This is a genomic window from Flavobacterium sp. PLA-DH12 (assembly GCF_059511845.1).
Genome location: NZ_JCAMPD010000006.1, coordinates 83454 through 104580, shown reverse-complemented (window position 1 = coordinate 104580; position 21127 = coordinate 83454). Strand labels below are relative to the sequence as shown.

The window sequence follows — 21127 nt, the reverse complement described above, 5'->3', positions numbered from 1 at the left end:
ACTTTTATAAAACTTTTCTATTTTGTTGGTTTCGCCCAAAACAAATTTGGATTATTTGTCTTATAATTTATAGTTTTTACATTTGTTTTAGTATTCGTAGACTCTGTTTTTTGTGGAGTTTGCTCGATTCCGTCTAATGGCAATAGTTCAACATATGCAATTTCTTTTCCATCTTTCACGGTTTCAGTGTCATATTCACTGTAAACAGGAGTTTTTAGTCGGTATAAATTTTTAGCCATATAAGTTTCCAGATAGTATTCTTTAGTCTGCGTGGCTTTGTTATTCCAATTTGCTTCAGGATTTAAAATTAATGTTTTGCCGTTAATCAATCTTTCTCTTACTTCTTGAATTCCAAGTAATTCTCCTTTTTCGTTCATAACATAAGCATCAAAAGTAGGGTCAATCCAAATCCATTTTTTAAATTCATTACTGTAGACCATATTAATTACGTGACAATCATCAAAATCAGTTTCTTTTGGCATACAGGTAATATATCTTGATTTTATCCCCATAGCTAAATAACATTCATTAAGAATTGTTGCCATCATTCTACAATTAAGACCACGATTTTCGGTTTTGCATATTTTTATTAAATCGATTGCATTTTTTAGAGCTGGATTATAGCTGTTTCCATCATGTCTAATTATTTTATGCACCCAATGAAGTAAATTAAGAATTTGAGAAGTTTCACTTCCAGTTCCAGCAATTGAATCCAATTTTAAATCTTTTCTGATTTTCATTAGATTTGGATTATCCGCGGGTTGATAACTAAATTCAGGAATAAATCTATTATCTGAATAATTATATTTAGCTGCTTTTTTTAGTATTTCTAAACGAGATGTAGTGGCTTTATATTTGATTTGTGTATAAGCTTTTACAGAATCATTAAGTAAAATCACAAAATCGAATTGAGTATTTTTTTTAATCTTTATTGAAATCGAATCTTTATCAGTAATAAAAGTGACTCTTTGTCCTAGGGATGATGTTTCGTATACATCTGGATTAAGTTCCGGAGAAATGTTCCAAGATTGTTTTTTGTAGGTTTTACCATCTCTAATGTCAAGTTTTTTTGATATTGCTTTTATTGTTGGAATATTTTTTTGACCTATAGCTAGTTGTGCAAAAAAAGCAAAAAATACAATAAGAGTGATTTTTGATTTCATTATTTTGATTTTTGATTGATAATAGTATTTTGATTGAGATAGAACAAATTTGGGAATGAATAAACTATAAAATGCCTCTAGATTTAATCTCCAGATATTTATTGATGGCATCTAAAGTCAAATTTTCGGGTTGTGTAAGAACTGAATGGATTCCGTATTTCTTTAATTCATTCACAATTAAACGTTTTTCGAACATGAATTTCTCAGCAATAACTTTGTCGTACACTTCCTGAATTGTTCCTGTCTTTTTATTGATGATTGAATTCAGTTCTGTGTTTTGAAAGAAAACAACAACCAATAAATGACTTTTGGCAATTCCTTTTAAATAAGGCAATTGACGATTTAAGCCATCCATTGTTTCAAAATTGGTGTACAGAATTATTAAACTTCTCTGATTGATATTTTTCTTAATATCAACATACAATCTGCTATAATCACTTTCGAAGAAATCGGTTTTTATGTTGTATAAAGTTTCAAGGATTTTCTGCATCTGTGAACCTCTTCTTTCAGCAAAAACTCTATTTTCTACTTTTTTAGAAAAAGAAAAAAGTCCCGCTTTATCCTGTTTTTTCAAAATCACATTAGATAAAACCAAAGAAGAATTAATGGCATAATCCAATAAACTTAATCCGTCAAAAGGCATTTGCATTACGCGTCCTTTATCGATTGCCATGTAAACCGATTGTGACTTTTCGTCTTGAAATTGATTAACCATCAAGGAATTTCTTTTGGCTGTAGCTTTCCAGTTTAAAGTCCTTAAATCGTCGCCTTGAACATATTCTTTGATCTGTTCAAACTCCATTGTATGACCAATACGGCGTATTTTTTTAATTCCGTATTGAAATAGATTATTCGAAAAAGCAATTAAATCGTATTTTCTTAGCTGAATATAAGATGGATATGTTGGAACCATTTGACCATTATCGAAAATAAATCTTCTGGAAATCAATCTTAATGGAGATGAAACATAAATATTCAAAGAGCCAAAATGGTATTCTCCACGTTCTGTTGGACGAAGATCATAACCAATTTCTTTTTGTGTTGCCGCTTTTATTGCTTTTACAATTTTAAAATCGCGAACCTGAAATTGAAACGGAATCTCATCAATAATTTTAGCCGAAACAGGAAAAGTATAATGGTTTTTTAAATTAATTCTTATCGGATTTAAATCTCCATTTGATAGTTTTTCGGGCGTAATTCTTTCAGCTTCAAGTCCTGTTCTTGCTAAATATAAAAGTAAAATATCAAGTCCCAAAAAAGTAATTAAACCTAGAACTAGTAGCCAAACTGCATGATACATAGTCGGAAAAATAAAAGCGCAGACAAACAATCCTATAATACCAATCAGTATATAGAAAAAGAAATTGTTCAGATATAGACTTTTTATGAATTTCATTTTTTTAGTTTTCGGTCTCAGTTTTCAGTCTCAATTTTCGGTCTCAGAATTACTATAAACTGAGACTGCGACTGAAAACTAAAACTATCTTGGTATTTCCACCGTTTCAATAATCTGTTTAATAATTTCAGAACTCGTAATCCCTTCCATTTCGCGTTCTGGTGCTACAATAACACGGTGCTGTAAAACAGGAATTGCGGCTTCTTTAATATCTTCTGGCGTAACAAAATCGCGTCCGCGGATTGCAGCAAAACCTTTTGAAGCATTTAAAATTGCGATTGAAGCACGAGGCGAAGCTCCTAAATATAAAAAGGCATTTTCACGTGTGTTTACCACAATTCTGGCAATGTATTCTAACAGATTTTGTTCAACTCTAATTTGTTTGACCAAACCTTGATATTCTTTGATTTCTTCAGCAGAAAGAATTGTTTTTATCGCATCCAATTTTCCGTGATCTTGCAACGTATGTTCTCTCTGAATGATTAAAATCTCTTCGTTTAATTTTGGATAATCAATAGTAATTTTAAAAAGAAAACGATCCAATTGCGCTTCTGGCAAACGATACGTTCCTTCCTGTTCAATTGGATTTTGAGTAGCAATAACCAAAAACGGTGCGTCTAACTGATAGGCAGAACCATCAATTGTAATTTGGCGCTCTTCCATAACTTCAAAAAGTGCAGCTTGCGTTTTTGCTGGCGCACGATTAATCTCATCGATTAAAATCAAATTAGAGAAAATAGGTCCTTTTTTGAATTCGAATTCTGAGCTTTTTAGGTTAAAAATAGAAGTTCCTAAGATATCAGATGGCATTAAATCGGGTGTAAACTGAATTCTGCTGAAACCGATATTTAAGGTTTTAGCCAATAATTTTGCTGTTATTGTTTTGGCAACTCCAGGAACACCTTCTAAAAGCACGTGGCCATTTGACAAAATCGCAACCAAAAGCTGATCAACCATTTTGTGCTGTCCTACAATTACTGTTTCAATCTCTTTTTTGATTGTATTTACGTGATCTAAAAGTGGTCCTAAATTAATTCTCGTTTCAAAATTCACATTTTCATTTGTGATTTCTCCTGATGTTGTATTGATATCGTCCATAATTTGGTATGTTTTTTATTTTTTGCCACAGATTAAAAGGATTAAAATGATTTCTTTGAAAAGTTAATCTGTGTTAATCTTCTTATCCCGATAGCTATCGGGAGTGGCATTTATTTTAGTTAATGTAAAATCTTTTCTATTGCTGTGTTTTTTTGCCACAGATTAGAAAGATTAAGAGGATTTTTTAATCTGTGCTAATCCTTTTAATCTGTGGCTAAATAAATTAATGTAAAATCTTTTCTATTGCTGTATTTATTCTAATCAAATCTTCTTCTAGACTTCCGTGATAACTATTTCTGTGATCGTTGATTAGCTGAATCACATCGCGTATATCTTTTTCGTCTTTTCCTGTTTTATAATGCAATTTGGTTATAAAATCGTCATCGAGTTTGGTGGTGTCAAGCAGATAATCGGTTCTAATTTTTTCTAAAAAGTAGATAATCTTTTTATCAATAATATTAGTATGATCTCCTTCTTGATAATATAAATTACCAATAGTTTTGGTAAAATCAACCGTTAAATTCTGCAATGGTTTTATGATAGGCACAATACGCTGTTTGCGTTTTGCATTAAAAATCATAAAAATAAGAATTCCGATTAAGCCTAAATACCAAGCCGATTTTAAAGCGGGCTGACTCCAAATATAACGCAACGGAGAACTTGAAATTCTTTTATCGTTAAATGTTTTATTGTACCAGAAAATATTTCCTTTCGGAATATATGAAAGTACATTTTCTGCATATTGATAATGATCTTTTTTTAGCAGATTATAATTGGTAAATGCCACTGGCTGCGTATGCAGATAGAGATAACCATTTTTATAAGGAACTTCTATAAAATTGACCTGTTTTTCTTTTTTACGATTGATTTGATATCCCAGAACTTTTGTATTTAAAGTATCTATTTTAGAAAAATAATCGCTTAATCCAGTATTTAAAGTATATTTTTTTGAGCTAACTTTTTTGTTTGCCATCCAAGTCGAAATACTGTCATTGGGCATAAAATCGGTTTTTAGCTCAATTTTTAAAGAATCAAGCAGCGTTTTCGGAAACACTTTCATGCTTAAAAATGCGTTATTTCCGTGCGAAACAAAATATAGAATTTCTTTCATCGAACCTTCGTCAATATTATCGGCTTCAGAAATATTCATGAAAGTACCTTTAATTCTATACGATTCTACGTTTTCTCTATCATCATATTGAGAATCGAAATATTCGTAAGGAGTCTGTGTTGAAATTCTTTCCACTTTTTGTTTAAAAAGACCTTCGACTTCTTGATCGAAAACGTATAATCCGAATGGGATTTTATCTTCAACAGAATAAGTTGGAGTCCAGTCAATAGGTTTTGGCTGTCCCTTGTCTACAAGTAATGTTACTCCGAAAATTAAAACCAGAATAGCAATGTATATTTTAACTTTATTATCCATTGCCAAAGGTTTTTAGTGCTTTTTTAAATCTGTTTTCAGTTTTTCTAAACGTTGCATCATCAATTTCAAATTCGCCGTACCAAATATAATTGTACAGATAAGAAAGATAGGTAAACTCTTCTTTATGAGCAGGGTTATAAAGTTCGTACAAATAATCGGAATTGGTTTTTTCGATATCCCATTCAATATAATGATGCTGTGCCATTACTTTTAAAAGCCATAAATAATAATAACGTACAGCGATTCTTTTTTCTCCAGCCTCGATGCTTTCTTTAATGAGTTTTTCAAAATCTAAAAGATGGATATTTTTCTCTGCATCAGAATAAAACAATGCTCTTTTATTGGCATTTTTCCCAAAAATCCATCTTCCTTCTTGCTTGGTTAAAGCTCTGACAATAAAATAAATTAGGACGATAACGACCAAAATGGCAATTATTCTAAATAGAATAGAAACAAAATTGAGAGACGTTTTTACACTACTGAAATTAAAGAAATTAAAAATTTGTCTGGCTAACCAATGTTTGAAATGATCCCACCAGCTTTTTTCGGGAGCTTTGTATTCGTAGACAAAATCTTTATCAGTATATTTTTTTTTGAAATCCTTTTCAAAATGTCTAATCTGTATATTGCTAGAATCTATCTTGATGTCTTTTTCGGTATATTTAATTCCGCTAATTTTTGGAGGATCTTGAGGTATGATAATAGTATCCTGGGCCTGAGAAATACTGCAGCAAAAAAGAAAAGATAAAATAAAAAATAATCTTGTCATTACTTGGTCTTAAAGTTTTTCGGCGGTTAAAGAGTGAACTTTTTTGTGTACAATAAAAGGGTATATCAAGTAATAGAACGAAATTATCGCAAGCGTCACTAAGATAATAAAACTGCTTAGCCAATTGGGCATATCGATAGAATATCGTGTAATAAAACCTTCTAAAAAACCAGCGCTTATGGTAAAAGGGAATGTGCTTAAGAATATTTTAAAGCTGTTTTTGAAACCAATTTTAAAAGAATTCATTCTCGAAAAAGTTTTTGGAAATAGGATAGAAGCGCCTAAAATAAATCCAGCAGTTGTTTCGATTACAATCGCGAAAATTTCCATAGAACCATGAATCCAGATTCCTCGCACACTTTTCCAAAAAACGCCCTGTTCGTAGAAAAAATATTGAAAAGAACCCAGCATAATGCAGTTTTGAAGGAAAACATTAAAAGTTCCGATTCCTGCAAAAATACCATAGAAATAACATCTGGCACCTACAAAAAGATTATTTACCGTAATACCAATAAAGCTTCCCCAATTACTTCCCGAACCATATACGGCCATCGGATTGCCTTTTTTGATGTTTTCTAAAGTCATATTTACGTATTCGTCGCCTAAAATAAGACGTACAAAATCACGGTCATAACGCGCAGAAAGAACTCCGATTGAAACCGTAACAAAAAATAAAACAAAGGCATAAACCAAATATCTTCTGTATTCGTAAACCAATAAAGGAACTTCGATTTTAAAGAAATCTATTAAGCGATTTTGGTCAGTACGTTTGGTTTTGTAAATCTTCTGATAAATCTGAGAGGCAAGATGATTGAGGTAGACAACCGTTTTACTTTTAGGGTAATACGTTTGAGCATACGACAAATCATTCATCATTTGAATGTACAAATTAGCTAATTCATCAGGATTTTTTTTAGCTTTACCAAAAATTGCCAGCTCAAACTCGAGCCATTTTTCTCTGTTTTGTTTTATAAAGGCGATTTCTCTCATTGCAGGCTAAAATATGAAATATGTCAGAATTATCTATTAATACGACACAAAATGTCAAAATAAATTTTATAGCGGCTTCGGTAGGCGAAAGGCTAGGAGCTTTTTTTATTGATTTGTTTATCATAATCTGTTATATAACAGCACTTTCTATTGTTCTTTTTGACTGGTTACAGTTAGATAGATTGATGGTTAATTTGGATGGATGGTCACGTGGCGCGATTTTTTTATTGCTCTATTCACCAGTTATAGTTTACTCTTTGGTTTTAGAAAGTGTTTTTGAAGGCCAGTCACTTGGCAAAAAAATAGTAAAAATTAAAGTCGTAAAAATTGATGGTTATCAGGCCAGTTTTGGAGATTATTTAATTCGCTGGTTTTTTAGAGTGATAGATTTTCTTACCTTTTTTGGACTTCCCGGACTTATCTCAGTTATTACAAGTCAGAAATCGCAAAGATTGGGCGATATGGCGGCGGGAACAGCTGTTATAACGTTGAAAAATAGAATTAATATCAGCCATACTATTTTAGAAGAAATCGGAGAAGCTTATGTTCCAACTTATCCTTTGGTAATTAAGCTTTCAGATAATGATATGCGTATTATAAAAGAAACTTTTCAAAAAGCAACCGCTAAAAACGATCACGAAATTATTTACAAACTCGTTGCTAAGATCGAAAGTGTCGCGGGGATTAAAAATCAATCAGGAAACAATAGCGATTTTATTAGGGTAATTTTAAAAGATTATAATTTTTACACACAAAACATGTGATTTTTTTTCTTTGAATAATTAATGATTTTTTCTGGTTTTTACTGATAATTGTTTAATATTTATTCGTAAATTTATATATGCATAATTAATTCATAAAATTTCCAATCCAATGAAAATTACAAAGCCATTTTTATTCTTATTAGTATTACTGTCTGCTTTTGTGAGTTTTGCTCAAAGCGGAAAAAAATTAGATAAAATTATAAAAAGAGATTATCAGATTATTGAATGTACCGTTTTAAAAATGTCTGATAAAACAGTAGAGTATTCGCTTCCTGGCGAGACGGTTCAAATCTCGTTAGATGTTTCCCAAATTGCCAAAATTGATTTTGCAAGCGGAAGGTCTCAAACCTTTGATGTTTCTGCAGATGCAAGCAGTGCTTCTCAGAGTTCGTCTCAAAGTATTGCGAGTGCAGATATGAAACACAATACAATTGCAGTATTGCCAGTTCCTTATGTAAATGCAGATAATCAGCAAGGTTCTGAGGATATGGCGAAATTTGCTCAAAACGATTTGTACAATAAATTGTTAGACAAATCTTCGAACATTTTTCCGTTAACAGTTCAGGATTTAAGAACAACAAATAGCTTATTGCACAAAGCAGGAATAGACCACACTAACATTGACGAAACGCCAATTGAGGATCTAGAAAAAATATTAGGAGTAGACAATATTGTTGCCGCAAAAGTTTCATACACAATTGGAACAGGTACTACAGCTACTACTTATAATAGCGGAAATGCAAAAGTGAGCAATAACAACAAAAAAGTAACTACAAACGACATTTCTACGACAACGGCAAACAATCAGACGTATTACTACTATACGGTTTATTTTGATATGTATAGAAATACTGATAAAATCTACTCGCAAACCCGCAAGCCTTTCTTGGCAGTAAAAGACGGTTGGATGGATTCGATTACGTATTTGCTAAAAAGAAGTCCGATTTACGTAAAAAAATAAGGAATGTTTTATGAGTGAGAGTTGTTAAGATTATTCGTTACAACTTTGTAACTTTGACCCTTTGCATCTTTGTAACTCAAAAAAAATGTTTCACTTACTTGATATTATTGGGACAATGGCATTTGCAATGTCAGGCGCCTTGACCGCAATGCACAAAAAACTCGATCCGTTTGGGGTTTTTATCATTGCATTTGTTACTGCCGTTGGAGGCGGAACACTTCGTGATGTCTTGATCGGAAGAACTCCTGTTGGCTGGATGCGCGACATGCAATATGTGTATGTGATCATTTTAGGTTTTTTTTTAGCAATTCTTTTTAGAAAAAGTTTCGATAAACTTCGAACCTCATTGTTTCTTTTTGATACAATTGGGCTCGGAGTTTTTACTTTGATAGGTCTTGAAAGAGGAATTGTAACAGGTCTTCATCCTGCAATTTGTATTGCATTGGGAACCATGACGGCTTGTTTTGGCGGTGTAATTCGAGATATTTTATGTAACGAAATTCCAAACGTTTTTAGAGAGGAAATTTACGCAACGATCTGTATTTTTGGAGGAATTGTATTTTTTGGACTGCGAAAACTAAACTTAAACGATGATATATTGTATTTGGTTACTTCGCTGGTTATCATTATCATCAGGTTGATGGCGGTTAAATACAAATGGCATTTAAAAGCATTTGATCATAAGTAAATATGAAATATACCATAAAGAAGTATTCTCAAGACGATTATTCAATTTGGAACGATTTTGTTGCCCAAGCTAAAAATGCTACATTTTTGTTTCATCGCGATTTTATGGAATATCACAAAGATCGTTTTGAAGATTTTTCTCTTTTAGTTTTCGAAGAAGAAAAATTGCGAGCTGTCTTACCAGCCAATAAAAAAGAAAATGCCGTTTATTCGCATCAAGGGCTTACTTATGGAGGTTTGGTTTATTTGCCAAAATTGAAAGCTGCAAAAGTTGAATTAATTTTAGATGAAATTTTACTTTTTCTAAAAGAGAACAAAATCGATACTTTTTATTATAAACCGATTCCAAATTTTTATTTTTCTGAAGGAAACGCAGCAATAGACTTTTTCCTAATGAAAAGAGGAGCGGTTTTAGAACGAAAAGAAATGAATCTGGCAGTTAATCTGACTGTTCCTCTAAAGATTTCTAAAAGCAAAATGAAGCACTTTAGAAGAATTGAAAATTTGGATTTAGATATTTTTGAAGAAGAAAATTTTGATCCTTTTTGGAAAAAAATTCTGAAACCAAGATTAGCAGAAAAATTTAATACAAAACCAGTGCATTCCAAAGAAGAAATAACACTTTTAAAATCTAAATTTCCCCAAAATATTAGACAATATTCTGCTTACAGAAATGATGAAATTATAGCGGGAATAACGATTTTTGAAACCAAAAATGTTGTAAAATCGCAATATGGCGCCACTTCAAAGATTGGAGAAGAATTTAGAGCATTAGACTTTTTATTCATTAATCTGATTCATAAATATAAACGAAAAGGGAAGCATTTCTTTGATATGGGAATTGTGGATGATGAAAATAAATTAGACTATAATTTAGGGCTTTTGAACCAAAAAGAAGAATTAGGCTGTACGGCCTATAATCAGGATTTTTATAAAATAGAAATAAAGTGATACCATTTTTAGACCTAAAAAAGATAAACGAACCGTATGAAACTGCATTTCAGGAAAAACTGAAACTGGTTTTAGAAAACGGTTGGTATGTTTTAGGAAAAGAAGTGGAAACATTTGAAAGAGCCTTTGCAGAATACTGCCGATCAAAATATTGCATCGGAGTAGGAAATGGTTTTGATGCTTTGGTTCTTATTTTTAAAGGTTATATCGAACTCGGAAAACTCAAAAAAGGCGATGAGGTTATCGTTCCTGCAAATACATATATTGCAAGTATTTTTGCTATTTTACAAGCCGATTTGATTCCGGTTTTGGTTGAGCCTAGATTAGAAACCTACAACATAAATCCAGATTTAATTCAGGAAAAAATCACACCAAAAACAAAAGCGATTTTAGCAGTTCATTTGTACGGGCAATTATCGGAAATGGACAAAATAAGTGAAATTGCGAATAATAACAATCTTTTAATAATTGAAGATGCTGCGCAATCTCATGGCATAGAAAAGAATCTAAAACCTAAAACCTACAATCTAAAATCGGCATCGGCGTACAGCTTTTACCCAGGAAAGAATTTGGGTTGTTTAGGCGACGGCGGAGCAGTTACAACAAATGACGAGCAATTGGCAAAAGTGCTTTTTTCGCTTCGTAATTACGGCTCAGAAAAAAAATATCATAACGAATATATTGGGGTAAATTCTAGACTTGACGAATTGCAAGCTGGATTTCTAAATCTTAAACTGCCAAATTTAGATTCTGATAATGAAAAGCGAAGAGTAGTTGCAAAACGTTATCTGTATGAAATTAAAAACAGTAAAATTGTATTGCCGTCTTGGGATTTTTCCAATAATCATGTTTTTCATTTGTTTGTTGTTCGAACAGAAAATAGAGAAAAGTTGCAAGAATATTTAGCTCAAAACAATATTCAAACCTTAATTCATTATCCAATTCCACCGCATCAGCAGAAAGCTTTTTCTTCCAAAAGCTCGGAATGGAATAATGTATCATTTCCGATTACGGAAAAGATTCATAAAGAAGTTTTAAGTCTGCCGATGAGTCCAGTTTTGACTGAATCTGAAGTGGATTATATTATTAAAACTTTAAACGAATACTAATTGAATTTCTATAGAAAAATAATTAAAACAAATTTGTTTAAGATTGCTTCTTTAAACAGTTTTAGTGTTGCTTTAAAAATCGGAATAGGTTTAATTACATCCAAAATTCTGGCAATTTTTGTGGGCCCAAGCGGAATGGCTCTTGTTGGAAATCTTCGTAACTTTTTAACTTCATTAGAAAATATTTCCACTTTGGGGTTTCAAAATGGAATTGTAAAATATACCGCTGAAAATGAAAAAAATAAAAGCGAAATTGCAAAAATAGTTTCTACGGTTTTTATATGTCTAGTTTTCTTAGCGTTTCTATTAAGTGGCATTTTATTTTTTACAGCTTCTTATTGGAACCGAGAAATCTTTGGAAATAAGTCTGAATATTTGATTGTTTTTAAAGTTTTAGCTTTGGTTTTACCGACTTACGGACTTTCAATTTTTCTAATTGCTGTAATTAATGGTTTGGGCAGATTTAGAAAAGTAATTTGGATTAATATCATTGGAAACATTATTGGTTTATTGACTTCTATTTTTCTGATTTTGCAGTTCAAAACGACGGGAGCTCTGCTGGCAATTATAATTGCGCCGGCTTTGCTATTTTTTATTACTTTTTATTTGGTTCAAAAAGAGATTCAGTTTCTGCAATTCATAAAATTAAAAGCATTCAATTTTAATGTATTAAAAAATCTTTTTTCTTATTCTCTAATGGTATTGGTTTCCTCTGTTTTAGGACCTTTTGTTTTTCTCGCAATACGAAATCATATTATTCATGATTTAGGAATCGAACAGGCGGGATATTGGGAAACTATGATGAGAATTTCGACTTATTATTTAATGTTTGCCAGTACGATTTTGAGTGTTTATTTTCTTCCAAAATTATCTAAAGCTCAAAATGATTTAGAAACCAAAAATATCTTTTTGCAGTATTATAAATTTATACTTCCAATTTTTGTTTTGGGCTTAACGTTGCTTTATTTTACTAGAATTTTTATAGTTCAATTGCTTTTTACTAAAGAATTTTTACCTGTATCCAATTTGTTTTTTTGGCAGCTTTTAGGAGATGTTTTCAAAGTTTGCGCTCTAATTTTGGGTTTTCAGTTTTTTGCTAAAAAAATGACTTCAGCCTTTATCATTGCCGAGTTATTTTCGTTTTCGGTTTTATATTTTGCCAGTTTGTATTTTATCAAAATTTTTCAAATCGAGGGTGTTGTAATCGCTTATGCTTTCGATAATTTGGTTTATCTCTTGGTTTTGACGTTTTATTTTAGAAAAATTCTATTCTAATTTTCATTCCACTTTAGAATATATTTTTCTGCAATTTTCTTATAGTGATGATACTCTTCTATAAAAGCTTTCGCACGTTTTCTTATGGCAGTGATTTCTTCTGGATTTTCAATTAAAAAAGACAACTCATTTACTAGATAATCTACATCTGGAATGGCGTTTATGCACACTTTTTCAGAAAGATTATATCGTGCGGTAAATTCTTTTTCGGCGCCTGTAAAAACTACTTTCCCTTTTGCCATTGCTTCAAGTGCATTATAGCCTTGATCGTACGCATAAATTTGATCCAATAAAATATGACAGCTGTTGTACAAATTAATATACTCGGCATAAGGAACGCTTCGTACCGTTATAATTTCGACTTTTGAAGTATATTTTTGCTCGATTATTTCTAGAGCTTTTTCAAAATAGTCATTCCCTTTTTTTAGATAATTTTCAGTATTGATTCCGTGAAAAATGACAATTTTATCAGTAATATTTAGTGGCTCAAAAAGAAGTTTATCAATATTAATTGGATTCGGAATCATTCCTAAATATTTCTCATTGCTTTGTAATGGAAGGTGATAATCTAAATCTGTAGCGATAATTCCACGAATGTTTTTATAGATAAACTGATGCAGTTTGAAAAAAGCTTTTTCTCGGAATTTTAAAACATTTCCAAAAGATTTTTTATCAATTTTATGATTAAGATATAACGGAATTACAGATTTAAAATCAGGATTTTCAAAACAATATTTCACATTCAAATAATCGTAACCTGTACTTAAAAGAAATAGTTCCTGGTTGTTTTTTAAGAGGTTTGAAATGATTTTTTTTTCAAAATAATAAGTGCAATAAAAGCTGTTTTCGTTAATCAGCTGTACAACATCAAAACCAGAGCATTGTTTTTCGAATTTTAAAAATTGCCTAAAAGTCAGATAAGAACTAATATCGAATCCAGAGATTTTATAAACCGCAATTTTTACTTTTTTCAGAAAGCCAGAATCCCATTTTTTTTGAATAGGAAAATCAACAGGAAAATTTTTAAAACCGTCATTGTGACCGATTATAAAAACTTCATGTCCTAAAGCCTGCAAACCATCTTTTAAAGAATTGTGCAAATGGCTGTATTCTCCTACCAGTAAAACTTTCATTTATATGTATATTTGACAAATATATTTACTTTTTCGGTTAAAACATGAATAAAAAGAAAGTTGCTATTGTTTCAATTTCCTTAGGAAAAGGAGGTGCAGAACGTTTTGCAGCTTTGCTTACTTTTATGTTAGAAAGTTCTGGTTTTCAGGTCCATTCGATAATTGTCAACGATGATGTCGATTATGAATATACGGGAACTTTATTCAATTTAGAAAAAGAAAGCGCTGGCTCGGTTTCTATTTTTAGAAAATTAAAAAAAGGGAAATTATTGAGAAACTATTTACTTCAAAATAGAATCGATATTGTTATAGACAGCCGGCCAAAAAACGTCTTATTACGCGAATTAATTACCAAATTCATTTGCCGAAATTCAACAGTTTATTACATCGTTCATAGCTTTAATTTTAAAGATTACTTTCCTTCTTCAAAATTCTGGTCGAGAATACTTTACAAAAACGTAAAAGATGTGATTTGCGTTTCAAAAGCGATTGAAGAAAAAGTAAAGGATTGGTATGGATTTGAAAATACCATTACCATTTACAATCCTTTTTTTATTGCTGAAGAAGAATTGAAAAAAGCAGTTTTAGAACCGCAAAAAATAATCTTATATTTTGGACGATTTGAAGAAAAAGTGAAAAATTTCACCTTGATGTTAGACGCTTTTTCGCAATCAAAAATATATGAGAAAGGATACCGTTTGCATTTAATGGGATCTGGAGATGATGTAAGTTTTATCCAACAGAAAATTAAAACTTTGAATTTAAATGATTACATAAAAATTCTTCCCTTTAAATCAAAACCTTTCGATGAGGTTCGTGAAGCAAAATTTACGATTTTGACGAGTAAATATGAAGGTTTTCCTTTATCAATAGTAGAATCTTTGGCATTAGGAACACCTGTTATTGCTGTTGATTGTAATTCTGGACCGCGAGAAATTATTCAGAATGCACTTAATGGTTTATTGGTCGAAAATCACAATTCTGAAGCTCTTGCTCAAGCAATGAATCGATTTGGAGATGACGATGAATTGTATCATTTTTGCAGACAAAATGCTACTGAAAGCGTAAAACATTTGTCTTTAAAACACATTTCTGATCAATGGAAAAACCTTCTAAACAATCAATAATGACGAATATTTCAGATGTTCAATTGATCGAAATTCCTAAAATTCAAGATCGAAGAGGAAATCTTTCGGTTGTTGAAGGCAATACGATTCCGTTTGTTTCCAAAAGAGTATATTATTTGTACGATGTGCCAAGCGGAAGCAAAAGAGGAGGGCATGCGCATATAGAACAACAAGAACTTTTAATCGCTTTAAGTGGCAGTTTTGACGTAGTTTTGAAAGACGGGAAAAGTATTAAAACAATTACGCTAAATAAGCCAAATATAGGTTTGCTTATTGTTTCTGGAATTTGGCGTGAACTCAAAAATTTCTCTTCAGGAAGTGTTTGTCTCGTTTTGTCTTCTGGCGAATTTAATGAAGAAGATTATATTCGAGAATACAAAAAGTTTCGATTATTTAAAGACAGATGAACCAATTCCAAAATTTGCTAAAAAGGTTTTAAAAGAAATTAAAAAACGTAAAGCAAATGCAGGTAAAAGCAACAAAGTTCTTTTCTTCCAACCAATTTTTTTAAAATCAATTGGATTGTAATAGTTGTAATAAAGAGCTTTTTCTCCAACCAATTTACTTTTAATGGCAAGTGAAAAACGGTTTAAGTCTAAAAAGTATTTTAAGTCTGAATTTGTTTTTTCGGCCTCTTCAAATTTTGAAAAATCCATTTTGCCTTTCATCTCACTTTTTTTAGAAAGACTATTTGCGTCGTAAACATAACGGGCTAAGATTTTCCATGAAAATACAACAGGATAAACAAGTCCGATTCGAATCCATAAATCGGTGTCTTCGCCACTTTTAATTTTGGTGTCAAAGTTTCCAATTTCTTGGAAAATAGATTTATGAAAAACGGAGCAGGAAGTACACAATACGGTTTCTTTTAAACTGGCTTTAAAATAATTTACAATTTCGAAATCATCATTTGTTTTAGAAATTGAATATTGTGCTGGAATTATTTTTTTTGAAGTTTCAAATTCTATCGCAGCAGAAAACACTTTTTGATCCGGAAGCTTTGAAATGTTAGTAAACATAGTTTCCAAAAATGTTGGATACCAATAATCATCTGCATCAAGAAAAGTAATGAAATCGGAATTTGCTTTTTCGATTCCGTAATTTCTTGTTGCAGAAACACCTTTATTTTTTTTACTGAAATACTGAATTCTAGAATCGTTAAACTGCAGTAATTTCTCTTCGCTTTTATCCGTTGATCCGTCATTTACAACAATAATTTCGAAGTTCTGAAAAGTTTGATTCAAAATACTTTGAATCGTATTTTGAATGAAGTTTTCTTTGTTGTAAAGCGGAATTATGATTGAAAAGAAAGCCATTTATTTTGTTTTAAGAAAACAGTAATAACCTAATTTGTAAATGTCAAACAGAAAAAGTGAAGGTTTGTTTGAAAGCAAATTTCGTTCAATTTGTTGTTTCGATTTTTTAAAAACAAAATTAAAAATAGAAATCAGTTTTATTTTTTTTAAGAAGTCAAAAGAACCAATTATTTTACTTTCGTTTTTCGATATTTTATTCAAATAATCTAAAAGAGCTAGATTTTCTAATGCAGTTTTTGTTTTGTTTAGAAATAAACAGGAAGATTCTAAATTTAAATGAAAAACAGGATTTTCAATATGTTTAATCTCAATTTGATTGGATTTTAAAACGGTAAAAAAAAGCAGATCTTCATAACCATATTTTGTTAGATTTTCATCAAAAGGAAAGCGATCAAGAATTTCTTTCTTTATCAATAAATTAGAAACCAATGCGGTATTTGATGAGTTTTTATTTCTTTCTGATAGACTTAGGGCTTCTCTTTTTTTGCCATAAATCCAGCGTAAAATTTGTTCTGGGAGTGGCTTTTTATTTTCATACAAAAGCCCACCAAAAACAATTTTGTTTTCTATTTCTGAAATATATTTCGAAATAAAATTATGGTGAACAGGAATAGTATCGGCATCCAGAAAAAGCAGATTTTCATAAACTGCTTTTTGAGCCAATAGATTTCGGATTGCGCTTCGTCCGATATTTTTTTCTAAAATAGAATAATAGGTATTTTCGAATTGATTAATTCTTTGGTTTTCTATAGTAAACTCTTGTGAAGCATCATCCAGACAAATAATTTCAAAAGGAATATGGCATTCTAAAGCTTGCTTATATAACATTTCTACAAGAGCAAAAACATCATAATTGTAAACCGGAATTAAAATAGAAAGCATTACACGCTTCTTTGCACCACTTCGAAGATTCTTTCATCTTCACATTTTAATGTTTTCGATGGGAATTTCATTAATAAAGCATAATCGTGAGTAGCCATAATAACAGTTTTACCTGCAGCGTTGATTGCTTTTAATACTTCTAATACTTCAGAACTTGTTTGAGGATCAAGATTTCCTGTTGGTTCGTCGGCTAAAATAAACTCTGGATCGTTAAGCAATGCTCTTGCAATCGCAACACGCTGCTGCTCTCCGCCAGAAAGCTGATGAGGCATTTTGTTCATGAAGTCTTTCATGCCTACTTTATCCAAAACTTCATCAATTTTATGTTGCATGGCTTCTTTTTCGACCCATCCTGTAGCTCTTAAAACAAAAAGCATATTGTCTTTAATTGAACGGTCTGGAAGTAGTTTAAAGTCTTGAAATACGATTCCGATTTTACGTCTTAAATATGGAATGTCGTTTTCTTTTAAAGTTGCCAAATCAAATTCAACAATATGTCCTTCACCTTCAATTAATGGTAAATCAGCATATAAAGTTTTTAGAAAACTACTTTTTCCAGAACCGGTTTTTCCGATAATGTAGATAAACTCACCATGGTTAACATCTAGGTTAATGTGAGATATAATTTTTCTTCCTTCTTGATATATAGTGACTTCTTTAAGAGATAGTACGGTTTGTGACATAATAAAATTGGTTTGAATGGTAAAAGTAATAAGATAACGGTTGTATTCAAAATAAATTTCAATCATTTCTTAAGAAAAGTTCTAGAAAAAGGACGAAAATTTAAATCATATAATTAGCCTTAGTTCATTTTAATTAATATGTCAAAAGCTCCTAACTTAGAATAACTTATATTGCCTTTAATGTTTCAGATTCGTTTTTTGTAGAGCTTCTAAATGCATATTATCGAATATTTGTTCATAATAAAACCTCAAAACGTTTCGTTATAAACCGTATAAAATGATACATTTGAATACTAAATATTATTACAATGCGTAAACTTTCCAGGTTCTTTTTATTCCAAATTATCCTTACCTCGACTATAGCTTCGGCACAAAAATCGGCTATTTATACTTATGAATTAAAGGATTTTGACAAAGCACTGGCTTTATATAATGACAAACAATATGCTTCGGCTCAATTGATTTTTGAAAAAGTAAAATACAATGCAGCAAACGAAGAGGTTCAATCTGATTGTGCTTTCTACATTGCCAATTGTGCTATAAGAACCAATAAAGCAAATGCTGATGCTTTGGTAGAGCAATTTGTAAATGATTATCCGACGAGCACTAAACAGAATCAGGCTTATATTGAGGCTGCACAATTTTTCTTCGAACAAGGAAATTACCCAAAAGCATTGCAATGGTTTGATAAAGTAGACGAAAGCTACATGAGTAAAACTGAATCGGATAAGTTTAACTTCATGAAGGGCTACAGCTATTTTAATGCTAAAAAGAAAAAAGAAGCCACCAATTATTTTAATAAAGTTGTCAATTCTAAAGAATATGGTTCTCAAGCCAAATATTACTTAGGATTTATGGCGTATGAAGGCGACGATTATAAAGAAGCAACAAAATATTTTGATGAGGTTTCGGGCGAAGAAAAATACAAAGAAAAACTGTCGTACTATCAAGCCGATATGAATTTCAAATTAGGGAATTTTCAAAAAGCGATTGATTTAGGATTGGTAGCCATGAACAAATCGAACGATATTGAAAAATCGGAACTGAATAAAATTATCGGAGAAAGTTATTTCAACTTAAAGCAATATGGAAAAGCAATTCCGTATTTAGAGCAATATGCAGGCAAAAAAGGGAAATGGAACAATACCGATTTCTATCAGTTAGGTTATGCATATTATGAGCAGAAAGAGTACGAAAAAGCAATTTCTCAGTTCAATAAAATTATTGAAGGAAAAGATTTCGTTGCTCAAAATGCTTACTACCATTTAGGATTAAGTTATTTAAATACAGGAAAAAAACAGGAAGCTTTAAATGCTTTTAAAAACGCTTCTGAAATGGATTTTAATGCACAGATTCAAGAAGACGCTGCTTTAAATTACGCTAAATTAAGTTATGATATCGGAAATGCGTATCAAGCTGTTCCAGGTATTTTATTGGATTTCCTTAAAAAATATCCAAATAATTCAAGCCGTGCAGAAGTAGAAAAACTTTTGGTAGATTCTTATATTTCTTCTAAAAACTATAAAGAGGCTTTAGTTTTATTAGAAAAAAATAGAACTGCTGAAAATAAAGCAGCATACCAGAAAGTTCTTTTTTATCGCGGATTAGAATTGTACAACGAAAATAACTACCAAGAAGCGGGTAAAATGTTCAAAAGCGCTATCAGCGAACAAAAAACGCCTGAGTTTACAGCACGTGCTACTTTCTGGAAAGCAGAAACAGAATATCTGAATGATGATATGCAAAACGCTCTGCTGACTTACAAGCAATTTGCTGGAATGGCTGCGGCAAAATCTACAGATGAATATAAAAACATCAATTATAATATTGGCTATACCTATTTTAAACTGAAAGATTACGATCAGGCAGCAAATTCTTTTCAAGCGCAGATCGATAATTCGCCTTCAGATAAAAACCGTTTGAACGATTCTTATTTACGTTTAGGTGACTGCCGTTTTGTGACTTCAAAATATAGCGCAGCAAACGAAGCATATTCTAAAGCAATTGCAGCAAAAGATGTAGATGCTGATTATGCACAGTTTCAAAAAGCACTTTCTTACGGGTTTATGTCGAAACACGATAAAAAAGTGGAGGAATTGAATAATTTCCTTCAGATGTACAAAAAATCATCTTATCGAGATGATGCTTTGTTTGAATTAGGAAACACTTATGTTACTGAAAAGAAAAACGATCAGGCAATTAAAACTTATGACCAATTGATTTCGGAGTTTAAAAACGGATCTTTTACTTCAAAAGCAATCTTAAAACAAGGTCTGATTTATTATAATTCGGATCGTGACGAACAGGCTTTAACAAAATTCAAAAAAGTTGCTGCTGAATTTCCAAAAACTCCAGAAGCTCTAGAAGCAGTTGCCACAGCAAGATTAATCTATGTAGATTCTGGAAAAGTAGACGAATATGCAACTTGGGTTCGTACATTAGATTTTGTTGCAGTTACAGATGCAGAATTGGATAATGATACTTATGATGCGGCTTTCAAACAATACAGCCAAAATAATTCGAAACAAGCAATTACTGGTTTCACGGGTTATGTGTCTAAATTCCCGAACGGAATGCACGCGCTGGAAGCTAATTTCTATTTGGCTCAGCTGACTTATGCAGAAGGTTCTGAAACAAAATCAATCGCTAATTACCAATTTGTAATTGATCAGCCAAGAAATGAATTTACAGAGCAGGCGTTAAACAGATTGGCTCAAATTTATTTGAAAGCTAAAGATTGTGCTAAAGCAATTCCAGTTTTAAAACGATTAGAAAACGAAGCAGATTATCCGCAGAATAAAACTTTCGCGCAAGCAAACTTGATGAAATGTTATTATGATCAAAAGGATTATGATAATTCTGTTATTGCTGCTGATAAAGTTTTGGAAAATGCAAAATCTGATGCAGGAGTAAAAGCCGATGCGCAAATTATTGTAGCAAGAGCAGCAATTCAAACCGGAAATGAAGATAAAGCGAAAACAGCTTACGCTAAATTACTGACCAATTCTAAAGGAGAATTAGCAGCTGAGGCGTTGTATTACGATGCCTACTTTAAAACGAAAGAAGGAAAATATGATGCTTCGAATACTGCAGTTCAGAAATTAGCAAAAAGCTACTCGGCTTACAAATATTATGGAGCAAAAGGCTTAGTATTAATGGCGAAAAACTTCTACGGATTAAAAGACAGTTACCAGGCGACTTATATTTTGGATAACGTAATCAACAACTTTACAGATTATCCAGATGTTGTTGAAGAAGCGAAAAAAGAATTAGCAGCAATTAAATCGGAAGAATCAAAAACAAATTCGTCGATTAATAGATAGAGAGAATAATAGAAGAAAGAGACAAGAAGCAAGATTTTTAGATAAAGTCTTTTCTCTTGCTTCTTGCTTCTAAA

At 31.4% G+C, this 21127-nt stretch carries 19 protein-coding genes; 9 read left to right on the top strand and 10 right to left on the bottom strand.

Annotation, left to right across the window (positions count from 1 at the left end):
* Positions 1 to 17: 17 nt before the first annotated feature.
* From AC5ZCW_RS13340 to AC5ZCW_RS13315, 6 genes are all read right to left on the bottom strand, one after another.
* Positions 18 to 1163 (bottom strand): transglutaminase domain-containing protein, encoded by a 1146-nt coding sequence (locus AC5ZCW_RS13340; RefSeq protein ID WP_496120350.1) that lies wholly within the window; start codon positions 1161 to 1163, stop codon positions 18 to 20.
* A 64-nt stretch (positions 1164 to 1227) separates the two neighbouring features.
* Entirely contained in the window at positions 1228 to 2559 is a 1332-nt protein-coding gene (locus AC5ZCW_RS13335) for a DUF58 domain-containing protein (protein ID WP_496120348.1), read from the bottom strand.
* An 84-nt stretch (positions 2560 to 2643) separates the two neighbouring features.
* Positions 2644 to 3657 (bottom strand): AAA family ATPase, encoded by a 1014-nt coding sequence (locus AC5ZCW_RS13330; RefSeq protein ID WP_177210425.1) that lies wholly within the window; start codon positions 3655 to 3657, stop codon positions 2644 to 2646.
* 223 nt (positions 3658 to 3880) lie between these two features.
* Positions 3881 to 5083 (bottom strand): DUF4350 family protein, encoded by a 1203-nt coding sequence (locus AC5ZCW_RS13325; RefSeq protein ID WP_496120346.1) that lies wholly within the window; start codon positions 5081 to 5083, stop codon positions 3881 to 3883.
* Complete coding sequence (locus AC5ZCW_RS13320) at positions 5076 to 5852, bottom strand: DUF4129 domain-containing protein (RefSeq protein WP_496120344.1); 777 nt, start codon at positions 5850 to 5852, stop codon at positions 5076 to 5078. The genes AC5ZCW_RS13325 and AC5ZCW_RS13320 overlap by 8 nt, the downstream gene beginning before the upstream one ends.
* Positions 5853 to 5861: 9 nt before the next feature.
* Complete coding sequence (locus AC5ZCW_RS13315) at positions 5862 to 6842, bottom strand: stage II sporulation protein M (RefSeq protein ID WP_281631782.1); 981 nt, start codon at positions 6840 to 6842, stop codon at positions 5862 to 5864.
* Positions 6843 to 6862: 20 nt separating this feature from the next.
* On the opposite strand from AC5ZCW_RS13315, the gene AC5ZCW_RS13310 reads away from it, so the two are divergent.
* The 6 genes from AC5ZCW_RS13310 to AC5ZCW_RS13285 all read left to right on the top strand — a co-directional run bounded on the left by AC5ZCW_RS13310 (position 6863) and on the right by AC5ZCW_RS13285 (position 12589).
* Complete coding sequence (locus AC5ZCW_RS13310) at positions 6863 to 7606, top strand: RDD family protein (RefSeq protein ID WP_343542351.1); 744 nt, start codon at positions 6863 to 6865, stop codon at positions 7604 to 7606.
* 109 nt (positions 7607 to 7715) lie between these two features.
* Positions 7716 to 8567 (top strand): hypothetical protein, encoded by an 852-nt coding sequence (locus AC5ZCW_RS13305; protein WP_343542349.1) that lies wholly within the window; start codon positions 7716 to 7718, stop codon positions 8565 to 8567.
* 85 nt (positions 8568 to 8652) lie between these two features.
* Positions 8653 to 9255, top strand: a complete 603-nt coding sequence (locus AC5ZCW_RS13300) for a trimeric intracellular cation channel family protein (RefSeq protein ID WP_281631785.1) — start codon at positions 8653 to 8655, stop codon at positions 9253 to 9255.
* Positions 9256 to 9257: 2 nt separating this feature from the next.
* Positions 9258 to 10205 (top strand): GNAT family N-acetyltransferase, encoded by a 948-nt coding sequence (locus AC5ZCW_RS13295; RefSeq protein ID WP_496120340.1) that lies wholly within the window; start codon positions 9258 to 9260, stop codon positions 10203 to 10205.
* The gene (locus AC5ZCW_RS13290) at positions 10202 to 11314 is read left to right on the top strand and encodes a DegT/DnrJ/EryC1/StrS family aminotransferase (protein WP_496120339.1); all 1113 of its coding nucleotides are present in this window, start codon (positions 10202 to 10204) and stop codon (positions 11312 to 11314) included. The genes AC5ZCW_RS13295 and AC5ZCW_RS13290 overlap by 4 nt, the downstream gene beginning before the upstream one ends.
* On the top strand, positions 11315 to 12589 hold the full coding sequence (locus AC5ZCW_RS13285; RefSeq protein WP_496120337.1) for an O-antigen translocase: 1275 nt from the start codon (positions 11315 to 11317) through the stop codon (positions 12587 to 12589).
* On the opposite strand, the gene AC5ZCW_RS13280 is transcribed toward AC5ZCW_RS13285, so the two are convergent.
* Positions 12586 to 13722 carry a glycosyltransferase gene (locus tag AC5ZCW_RS13280; RefSeq protein WP_496120335.1) on the bottom strand — a complete coding sequence of 379 codons (1137 nt, stop codon included), beginning with the start codon at positions 13720 to 13722 and terminating at the stop codon, positions 12586 to 12588. The two genes, AC5ZCW_RS13285 and AC5ZCW_RS13280, sit on opposite strands and share 4 nt — an antisense overlap.
* A 44-nt stretch (positions 13723 to 13766) precedes the next feature.
* Here AC5ZCW_RS13280 and AC5ZCW_RS13275 point away from each other — a divergent pair, with 44 nt between their 5' ends.
* Both AC5ZCW_RS13275 and AC5ZCW_RS13270 read left to right on the top strand, forming a co-directional pair.
* The gene (locus AC5ZCW_RS13275) at positions 13767 to 14849 is read left to right on the top strand and encodes a glycosyltransferase (RefSeq protein ID WP_496120333.1); all 1083 of its coding nucleotides are present in this window, start codon (positions 13767 to 13769) and stop codon (positions 14847 to 14849) included.
* Positions 14849 to 15256, top strand: coding sequence for a sugar 3,4-ketoisomerase (locus AC5ZCW_RS13270; protein ID WP_496120331.1), 408 nt, complete (start codon positions 14849 to 14851; stop codon positions 15254 to 15256). Before AC5ZCW_RS13275 ends, AC5ZCW_RS13270 begins: the two co-directional genes overlap by 1 nt.
* Here AC5ZCW_RS13270 and AC5ZCW_RS13265 read toward each other — a convergent pair.
* The 3 genes from AC5ZCW_RS13265 to AC5ZCW_RS13255 are packed head-to-tail and all read right to left on the bottom strand — an operon-like array spanning position 15239 to position 17730.
* Positions 15239 to 16165 carry a glycosyltransferase family 2 protein gene (locus AC5ZCW_RS13265; RefSeq protein WP_496120329.1) on the bottom strand — a complete coding sequence of 309 codons (927 nt, stop codon included), beginning with the start codon at positions 16163 to 16165 and terminating at the stop codon, positions 15239 to 15241. The genes AC5ZCW_RS13270 and AC5ZCW_RS13265 overlap by 18 nt on opposite strands.
* Positions 16166 to 17047, bottom strand: coding sequence for a glycosyltransferase family 2 protein (locus tag AC5ZCW_RS13260; RefSeq protein ID WP_496120327.1), 882 nt, complete (start codon positions 17045 to 17047; stop codon positions 16166 to 16168).
* Complete coding sequence (locus AC5ZCW_RS13255; protein WP_177212503.1) at positions 17047 to 17730, bottom strand: cell division ATP-binding protein FtsE; 684 nt, start codon at positions 17728 to 17730, stop codon at positions 17047 to 17049. Before AC5ZCW_RS13255 ends, AC5ZCW_RS13260 begins: the two co-directional genes overlap by 1 nt.
* A 308-nt stretch (positions 17731 to 18038) precedes the next feature.
* Here AC5ZCW_RS13255 and AC5ZCW_RS13250 point away from each other — a divergent pair, with 308 nt between their 5' ends.
* Positions 18039 to 21053, top strand: coding sequence for a tetratricopeptide repeat protein (locus tag AC5ZCW_RS13250; protein WP_496120325.1), 3015 nt, complete (start codon positions 18039 to 18041; stop codon positions 21051 to 21053).
* Positions 21054 to 21127 lie beyond the last annotated feature (74 nt).